Consider the following 8,226-nt stretch of genomic DNA (forward strand, 5'->3'; position numbering starts at 1 on the left):
CCCCGTCAGGATAGGTTGCCGGATCAAGCAGCCCACCAAAGATACGCTTAAACGCACCCGGGCTGGTCACTAAGGTGGGCACGCCAATTGGCCCACGTTCAGTCAGACCGACCATCCCGGCAGTAGAGGTCGAAGCCCCTTGAATTGCCTTGTTGGCCGAGGGGACCTCTTCTATATAAACTCCTGGTGATAGATATGCGGTCATGCCTGTCTCCTTCCACAAAGGACTAGGTGTTAATCGGTTGTTTGTGTCGGTATGCTGAGCGTTAAGTGGTTGGTGGATTTGTTAAAGTCGATCAGATGGCTGGTACTACTATTCACCTCACCATCACTGGCAGATACCGTGACGGTCTGCGCCAAAGGCAAGGCATCAAACAGAAATCGACCGGAGGCATCGGTCGTCTGCGCCCCGGCAGCTTCGCCGTTTAAGCGCACCTCGGCTCCGGCTACGGGCTCTGCCGGGTCGTCATCGCGGACCACCTGCCCGGCAAGACGAACAGGGTGAGGCGAAAGCGCCAGGCGACTTCGAAAGGCGCCCCGGCAATACGGCTGTGTCTGATAAGGACATCACCAAGCGGATATCCTCAGTGACAAGCGTGAAATCAGCCGGTGCAATGAACAGCACCTCTTCAGTTGGCTGATAGCCCAATAGCGACACCTCGAAGCGAAACCGCGTAGTTATACCAAGTCGCAGCCTGGCGGCGAGCGCCAGATGGCTCATCACCATCACAAACCAGCCATCTCCAGCAGGCTGTAGCGCAAAGGGTGAGGGACGATAGGCGGCATTCGCACTGCGGACTGAACAGTTAACCCTGGCATCGGCCAGGCCAAGCCCCGACAAGGCATCTTCGACCTTCAGCCGGATGAGCAACTGGGGCCCAGTGAATGCCTCAGTCATGTCCCTGTTCCTCGAGCTGAGTTCCCGCTAACCCCAATCACCGCCCCGGTGCGAGGCACTTCTTCGGCGGCCAGGCACTGTCGATCGTCACTATATCGACCAACAACCCCGCCGATAGCCGGAACGGGCGCGATAACCCTGACCAGAGTTGTGCCAGGTCCTGATAAGAGGTCAGATCAAACCTGACCCGAAGCTGTGCGGGCGCCCCACCCCGACTAGTCCCCAAGGGTGATCCGGGTATCGGCCGAAAACTGGGTGTATCGTGAAAATGCTGCAGCACGCGCCCGAGCATCAACTGATTCCTGTCATCATCTGTCGACAAGGGCACGAATAAAAAGCGCAGTTGCAAGGGCAAGGGGGGCTTAATCATCAGGGATGGATCGGCGCTGTCGGGAATTAACTTGCGATTACGCAGATGCGGGTCAATCTCGATGTGATAAAGGTAAAGCACAGCAACGACATCGCTGCTTAATTCATCGGAGGGAGGAGCCAGCGGCAGCGTCTCAGCCGTCACTGGGAAGTCAATATCCGGAGCAGAACTCAAGGCATGAAGGATCTGCGACTGAAGTGTCCGGGCAATGTCATTGAGCGCTGAAAATCTGGCATATTAATACCATCATTTCACATGACTGAGCGATTCAATCTGAATGAAATACTCTAGTACAACTCAACCCAGGAACAGCAAACGGCAGATTTAATCGCGTGTTTTATTATTTTCAATTTGAGCCTAGCAGTGAAGTAGACATGCCGCAAGGTGAAAAACTGAATTTTTAGACCAGCTGGATACACTCCAACCCGAATGGCCGGCTACAACTGTGAATTAACAAGATGCCGCATAAAAACACATCCGATTTGAACCGGAGTCTTTGGCGCTATACATAGCCTTGTCTGCGGCTTCCAGCAAGGCGACAGGTGTGTCTGCATCCTGAGGGTAGAAAGAGATGCCAACGCTCACGGTAATCTGGACAGATTGTTGTGCACCTAAAAAAAGCTTCGCCAGCGCATCGATAATAGTCTGAGCAACAAGTTCAACATCCTTGCGCTGCTTAACACCGGTGAGAATCACAGTAAACTCATCGCCGCCCATACGCGCAACCGTATCGACCTCCCGCACACAGTCATTAAGGCGCGCGGCCACGTCAGACAGTAAACGGTCGCCTACCTCATGGCCAAAGGAATCGTTGACTTCCTTAAAGCCATCCAGATCCATAAATAATACGGCAAGTGACAGACTACTGCGATTGGCATGTTTGACCTCCTGTTCCAGACGATCCAGGAAAAGACGTCGATTGGGCAGACCGGTCAGCAGATCATGATGGGCGTTGTGCCATATTTTTTCCTCGGCGAGTGCCTGTTCAGTAATGTCCCTGGAAATGCAGACAATCGCTTCCGTGTGCTGATGCGCATCCAACACCGGCGCCAGCAGATACTCGAACCGCTCTCCCTTGCCAGAAGCAAAGGTGTGAACAAACTTACCCCGGAAGAAGGACTGATCAGCAATCACCCTTTCCAGGTTGTGCTTAAAGTCCTCAGCGAACGGAAACCCGAGATCAAAGGTGGTTTGTCCAATAATCGCCTCAGGCGCCAGAGCGAACAGATCGGCCGTCGCCTTGTTTGCATAAATAAATCTGCCCTCGAGATCCAGCACATAGATCGGATCCGGTGATGCCACCAGAATAGCACCGAACAGCCGGGTCTCCATCTCTTTTTCAGTCGCATACTGTTCCAACGATTCCGCGACAGCCTGGTCTATGGCTTCATGAAATCGGGTCAGGTCTTCAAGCTGTTGTCCGGCAACCGTTGGGTAAGCTTTAGTCCAGTGTGAAACCACGCTTGCACGCAGAGCACGAAACTCAGACACTGTATCCATCACGCTGAAGCCGCTGGTCTGCCGATCGCCACCATGCACTTCTGCCCAAGACTCTTCCCCATCCTCTGGACCACGACCTTGCGATTTAGCGCTCCGTTCAGAGTCACTCTGATGAGAATCGAGATCATCAGCAATCTCCAAAAGCATTTCTCTGGCATGATCGCGCAGTCCACTCTTGCCCATCTGTCGGGCAGAAAAAATAGTTTTGGCAAAGGCATCCCAATCCTCCAGGATCGGCTCTATTTCTGCCCTGATAAAATCAGCTAATCGCATGTTCACCTGCATTTTTTGCTCACAAATAAGAACAGAAAGTAACAAGCACTTTAGAACACATACATACGGAATAACATCTAAATCCCCATGTTAGCCATAATAAAACTTTAAACAGCAACACAGCCCTGATCAACGGTTATTCAGTTTCAGCAGCTGTGAATATCAAGTGTGTAGGGCTACGTCAAAACACATAGATGCTAAGTAACATCCAAAGCCCCATGCCGATCATAATCAGGTTTTCTGTCAACGACACAAACCCCAGCGGCACGTTACTGTCCCCACCGACACAGGCACATTTGAGTTCTCGTTTGTCGATATAGACAGCCTTAAACACCGAGACCGCGCCCACCGTGCCAATAAACAGGGCAAGCGGTGCCGCCACCCAGATGAGTGCACCGGCCAGCATTAAAATCCCCGCAATTGTTTCAGCGTAAGGATACACATAGCCATAGCGCACCTGGCGCTGAGCCAGCAGATCGTAGTTAAGAAACATGGTACTAAAGCTTTCCACGTCCTTAAGCTTTTGCAGCCCAAGCAGACACATAGCAATCGCCACGAAATATTCCGGCATCCTGGCACTCAGCAGTGTACCTGTAGCGGCCCAACTAACTGCCAATCCCATAAACAAGGCTGTGGCGAAAAGCGCAATGACAGGTTCGTAGGTTACGGCGTCCTCATCGGCCACATCCAATCCGAAATGCTCTCGCAGTTCGTCATAGCCGCCAATGCGCGTCCCGTCGATAAATACCTGCGGGGTGGTCGAGACATCATGCTTTTGTTTAAAAGCTTCTATTTCTTCACCATGAAGGGGCCTTCATGTCATAACCCTGCTTTTGATCCAGCGATAGCCCAACCAGGCAGCCGCCAGTATGTAAGGCACCCCTCCAGGCACCCACATGAGTAACCCGGCCAGTTGCTGATCTGCGAGTTGATGGCTGGGGTAATACAATAAGGACTCAGCAAAGGTCAGCACAGCACCCAAAAAGCCGGTGTGCATCAGGGTAAACAACAAGGCGAGCAGCGCCCAACTGCGCGTTCGCTCGGTACAATGCAATACCGCCCACCACAACATCGCGGCGGTGAACACAAAGCAGATATGCTCGACTAAGTGCCACCAGGGATGTTCTAGTGCCAGCACGTAAAAGCGTGGGGTATGCCAAAACCAAACGACAGCCGCATGCAGGTAAGCCAGACTCAACGGATAAGCGGCCAACTTGAGCAGCGGTTGCCAGGCAAAACGGCCCCAACGACCAGTAATAGCAGCGAATTGCGGCAAGGGCAGACTTAATGCCCACAATGGGGTAATCACCACCATTAACAGCATGTGCTGCAGCATATGCGCACTGGCGCTGGTTTCTGCCAAATCATCCAGTGGCCCGACGACGGCCAACGCGCACAGCAGACAAGCGCTATGAAACAGCAGCGCACGCCAGAGTCGTGGTGGTCGCTTGATACTGCCAAGCACATAAAACAACCAGAACAGCGCCAGCAACAGTGTTGTTAGCAGCGCGGCCTGGAAGCTGGCACCATCACTTTGCAAGGGGCTATGCGCCTGCACCGGCAGGCTAAGACTTGCCAATACCAGCAACCCTGACCAAGGATTTAACCACGGCCACTGCTTTAGCTGCATGGTGACAATACCAGCACCGGCAAGCCCCCTGCCAGGGTGCCAACCGCAGCGATCAGATACAGCACAGTGCCAACATAACCAACGAAGCGCCCAAAACCGGCCGTTACTTCGCCAGCCTTGTGCTGCGATGCACAGTAACGACCACTGCGCCAGGCCAGCAACACTAACAGCGCAAAAACCAGCAGAGTAAAAGCAAACAAGCCACTGTTAATCCAGGTAAAAGGACCTTGCCCAGTGTCAGGCGGAACCAGTTGACAGGCCACGGATAAGCCGCCATACATGGCAATAAACCAGATACTCCAGATAACAAAACCCATCACTATCTGAGCCGGATGGCTTGGCGCAAACCAGCTGAGCTTGCGCTTCAGGGTGCGGCTTTTCACTGAGTGGCTCATCACAGCGTACCCCAGCCCAGTGGTAACAAGAAAAACAGCGCAACACTAATCCAGAAGACCGCCAGGTAATAAAACCACAGCGGCTTAATCACCTGCGGCTCATAAGGCAAGCTGGCACTGACATAACCGCGCGCTACTCTAAGTGCCTGCAGTGCAGTTAATACCACCGCAAGGCCAGCGTGTCCCAGCAGATAGAGCAAAATCACCATCAGCACGGCATCATGAGCGCTTTCGGTGTAGTTCAGGGGTGCCATGATAAACAGCACCAATAACAGTACAAAATGCAGCAACCCCAAACCGGCACTCAGCCATAATTGGCGTTGCAGTTGCTGAGCATCACCCTCTGCCAGGCGCTGGCACAGGCGCTGAAACAGCCATAAGGCGATACAGGCGGGCAAGCCACAGAGCAACAATAGCCAGAACGGCAAGGGACCCTCGTCGGGTGCTGACCATTGCGGGGCAGCTGTCCACAGATAAAACCAACCGAACAACAGCGACATATACAAAGCGCCATTAGCCAGCAAGGTGACGATCATGCCCCAACGTCCGGGGCCATCTATGGTTCGTGATTCCAGCAGCAATTCATTTTCACTGCGTTCATTCAATGGATCCAAGGGCGCTGCTGAGGGATGGCCGCCGTTCTCCCAACTCCAGCGCAGTAATAAGCCAAGAGTCAGAACAACCACCACTATAGCCAGTTCGTACCAACGGCTTAGCAGACTGATACATACCACCGCCAAAGCCATAGCGCAGTACAGTGGCAACCAGGAATTTCCGGGCAGTTGTATAATTCGCTCCCGCTGAGCACTGATCGCAGAGGTGCCATAGGTTTCGCGCAAGCCACTATTCGCTTCAGCCAGACCTTCCTGCCCTGAGGCAATCCGCTCAGCCAGTTGCGGGTCATCCCAGAGCGGATGGCGGCTATTGACGCTGGGAACACTGGCAAAATTATACTGGGCTGGTGGCATATCCAGTGCCCATTCCAGGGTATCAGCCTGCCAGGGGTTGGCGCTGGCTCGCTGGCCAAACCAAAAATGCAGCAACAGATCCAGCAGCACCAGCGCCACACCTATGGCCATAATAAAACCACCGATGGACGACAACAGATTCAACACATCCCAGCCTAAACCGGTTTCATAGGTGTATACCCGCCGTGGCATACCCAGCAAACCGGTAAGGTGCATCAATAAGAATGTCAGGTTAAAGCCACCAAAAGTCAGCCAGAATCCCCAGCGGCCGATCGCTGCGACGGCATCCGCCAGAGGCTAAGGGCAACCAGTAATACAGCCCGGCGATCAGTGGGAAAAACATCCCTCCCACCAGCACATAATGCATATGTGCTACGACAAAATGGGTATCGTGTACCTGCCAGTTAAAGGTACCAGCGCCAGCATCACCCCAGTCAATCCACCACAGACAAACACAACCAGAAAGCCACTGACCCACAGCATTGGCAAATGAAATACCACCTTGCCGCGCCATAAGGTCGCCAGCCAGGCGAACACCTGAATGGCCGTCGGAATCGCCACCAGCATGCTTGCCACTGAAAAGAAAGCCTGTGCCAACTGGGGAATGCCCACGGTAAACATATGGTGCACCCACAGCCCGAAGCTAATAAAGCCGGTTAAAATAACGGCGATAACGATCCAACGATAGCCGACAATCGGACGGCCACTGAACACCGGAATCAGCGTTGAGACTATACCGGCGGCAGGCAGGAAAATAATATAAACCTCAGGGTGACCAAATAACCAGAACAGATGCTGCCACAACAGCGGATCTCCACCCGCCGCCACGGTGAAAAAGGGCATACCGGCAGCGCGTTCCAGCTCCAGCAGAATACTGGCCAGGATTAACGGTGGGAAACCAAACACAATCATCAGCGCCATCACCAAAATGTACCAGCAAAACAGCGGCATCCGACTGAGTGTCATACCCTTGGCCCGGCTGCACAGAATAGACACTGTCAGCTCGATACCCGCCGCCATTGCCGAAATTTCAACAAAGGTGATGCCCAGCAACCAGAAATCGGAGCCTGGTCCTGGCGAAAATTCACTACTGCTCAGTGGCGTATACATAAACCAACCTGAGTCTGGCGCTATGCCCAATAGCAGGCTGGACATAATGATAATGCCACCAAATAAGTAGCAGTAATAACCCAATGCGCTAAGTCGCGGAAAGACTAAATCACGGGCACCAATCATCTTCGGAATCAGATAGATCGCCAGTCCTTCCAACACCGGAATGGCAAACAGAAACATCATCACGCTGCCATGCATGGTAAATAGCTGGCCATAGGTTTCGGCACTGACAATATTCTGCTCAGGCAGCGCCAACTGCGTGCGTATCAGCATCGCCAACACACCGCCAATCAGGAAAAACACCATCCCGGTCACCATAAAACGCAGACCGATGGTGCCATGATTTACCGCGGCCAAACCGCCCCAACCCGGCAAATTGGCCCAAATCCGGGCCAACTGACTCGCTGCAGCCGACGGCGTTGCGGCTGTTTTGGTGTCACTCATCGATGATTGACTCCTGTAGGTTTAACGTCTGTGCCGACTGCTGCTTTAGCCAGTCGGCAAACTCCGGCTGTTCATGTGCGGTTAGGGTAAATTGCATATGCGCATGGCCCAGGCCGCAATATTCAGCGCACTGGCCACGATAAACCCCGGCGGCCGAAGCTTCGAGCCGCAACACATTGGTTCTCCCAGGTAACATATCCAACTTGACCCCCAGCCGTGGTACCCAAAAGGAATGGATAACATCGGCGCTGGTCAGATGCAGGTGCACCGGGGTATTGACCGGTATATGCAGCTCGTCGGTCAGTTGCACGCCCTGCTCAGGATAAACCACCTGCCAAAACCACTGATGGCCGGTAACCTGAATCTGCACTGCCTCTTCATCATCCAGCGGCATCATCCGCTGCCCGATCGGCACGCCTACAATCAGCAGGATAGTTATGCTGACTACCGGTAATGCCAACCCTCCCCAGATAATCCAGCCACTGGTACGCGTTACCGGACTAGTGTCATCCCGACGCTTTATCGCGTAGTGCCACAACAGCACAACCGCCAGCAGAACCAGCGTGAAAAAACCAAACATGCCCCACCATAACAGCGCCACCTCAGCCGCGGCGGGTCCCTGAGGGTCAAGGGTA

Annotated in this window: 8 protein-coding genes and 2 pseudogenes; all 10 read right to left on the bottom strand. The window is 53.5% G+C overall.

Going from position 1 to position 8,226, the window contains the following annotated elements:
- Positions 1–205 (bottom strand): annotated as a pseudogene (locus LH51_RS15095) (hypothetical protein); the annotation flags it as partial.
- Positions 206–234: 29 nt separating this feature from the next.
- Positions 235–480 (bottom strand): carboxypeptidase regulatory-like domain-containing protein, encoded by a 246-nt coding sequence (locus LH51_RS15100; protein WP_036523646.1) that lies wholly within the window; start codon positions 478–480, stop codon positions 235–237.
- Positions 467–898 (bottom strand): hypothetical protein, encoded by a 432-nt coding sequence (locus tag LH51_RS15105; RefSeq protein WP_036523648.1) that lies wholly within the window; start codon positions 896–898, stop codon positions 467–469. Before LH51_RS15105 ends, LH51_RS15100 begins: the two co-directional genes overlap by 14 nt.
- Before the next feature lie 37 nt (positions 899–935).
- Positions 936–1,478 (bottom strand): DUF4255 domain-containing protein, encoded by a 543-nt coding sequence (locus LH51_RS15110; RefSeq protein ID WP_081960848.1) that lies wholly within the window; start codon positions 1,476–1,478, stop codon positions 936–938.
- A 240-nt stretch (positions 1,479–1,718) separates the two neighbouring features.
- Complete coding sequence (locus tag LH51_RS15115) at positions 1,719–3,041, bottom strand: diguanylate cyclase domain-containing protein (protein ID WP_036523657.1); 1,323 nt, start codon at positions 3,039–3,041, stop codon at positions 1,719–1,721.
- 181 nt (positions 3,042–3,222) lie between these two features.
- Positions 3,223–3,726 (bottom strand): MauE/DoxX family redox-associated membrane protein, encoded by a 504-nt coding sequence (locus tag LH51_RS20645; protein WP_235263772.1) that lies wholly within the window; start codon positions 3,724–3,726, stop codon positions 3,223–3,225.
- A 129-nt stretch (positions 3,727–3,855) separates the two neighbouring features.
- Positions 3,856–4,671 carry a cytochrome c oxidase assembly protein gene (locus LH51_RS20650; protein ID WP_052063834.1) on the bottom strand — a complete coding sequence of 272 codons (816 nt, stop codon included), beginning with the start codon at positions 4,669–4,671 and terminating at the stop codon, positions 3,856–3,858.
- Positions 4,662–5,066, bottom strand: coding sequence for a hypothetical protein (locus LH51_RS15130; protein WP_052063835.1), 405 nt, complete (start codon positions 5,064–5,066; stop codon positions 4,662–4,664). Before LH51_RS15130 ends, LH51_RS20650 begins: the two co-directional genes overlap by 10 nt.
- A pseudogene (ctaD, locus tag LH51_RS24870) lies at positions 5,066–7,591 on the bottom strand (cytochrome c oxidase subunit I). The gene LH51_RS15130 and the pseudogene ctaD overlap by 1 nt, the downstream one beginning before the upstream one ends.
- Positions 7,584–8,226 (bottom strand): cytochrome c oxidase subunit II (gene coxB / locus LH51_RS15140; RefSeq protein WP_052063836.1); only part of this gene is annotated, 643 nt, incomplete at its 5' end. The gene coxB and the pseudogene ctaD, both read right to left, overlap by 8 nt.

The organism is Nitrincola sp. A-D6 (assembly GCF_000764495.1).
GTDB lineage: Bacteria > Pseudomonadota > Gammaproteobacteria > Pseudomonadales > Balneatricaceae > Nitrincola.

Coding starts and splice junctions, on each gene's coding strand:
- LH51_RS15105 (WP_036523648.1), bottom strand. CDS start 898: ATGACTGAGGCATTCACTGGGCCCCAGTTGCTCATCCGGCTGAAGGTC.
- LH51_RS15115 (WP_036523657.1), bottom strand. CDS start 3,041: ATGCGATTAGCTGATTTTATCAGGGCAGAAATAGAGCCGATCCTGGAG.
- LH51_RS20650 (WP_052063834.1), bottom strand. CDS start 4,671: ATGCAGCTAAAGCAGTGGCCGTGGTTAAATCCTTGGTCAGGGTTGCTG.
- LH51_RS15130 (WP_052063835.1), bottom strand. CDS start 5,066: ATGAGCCACTCAGTGAAAAGCCGCACCCTGAAGCGCAAGCTCAGCTGG.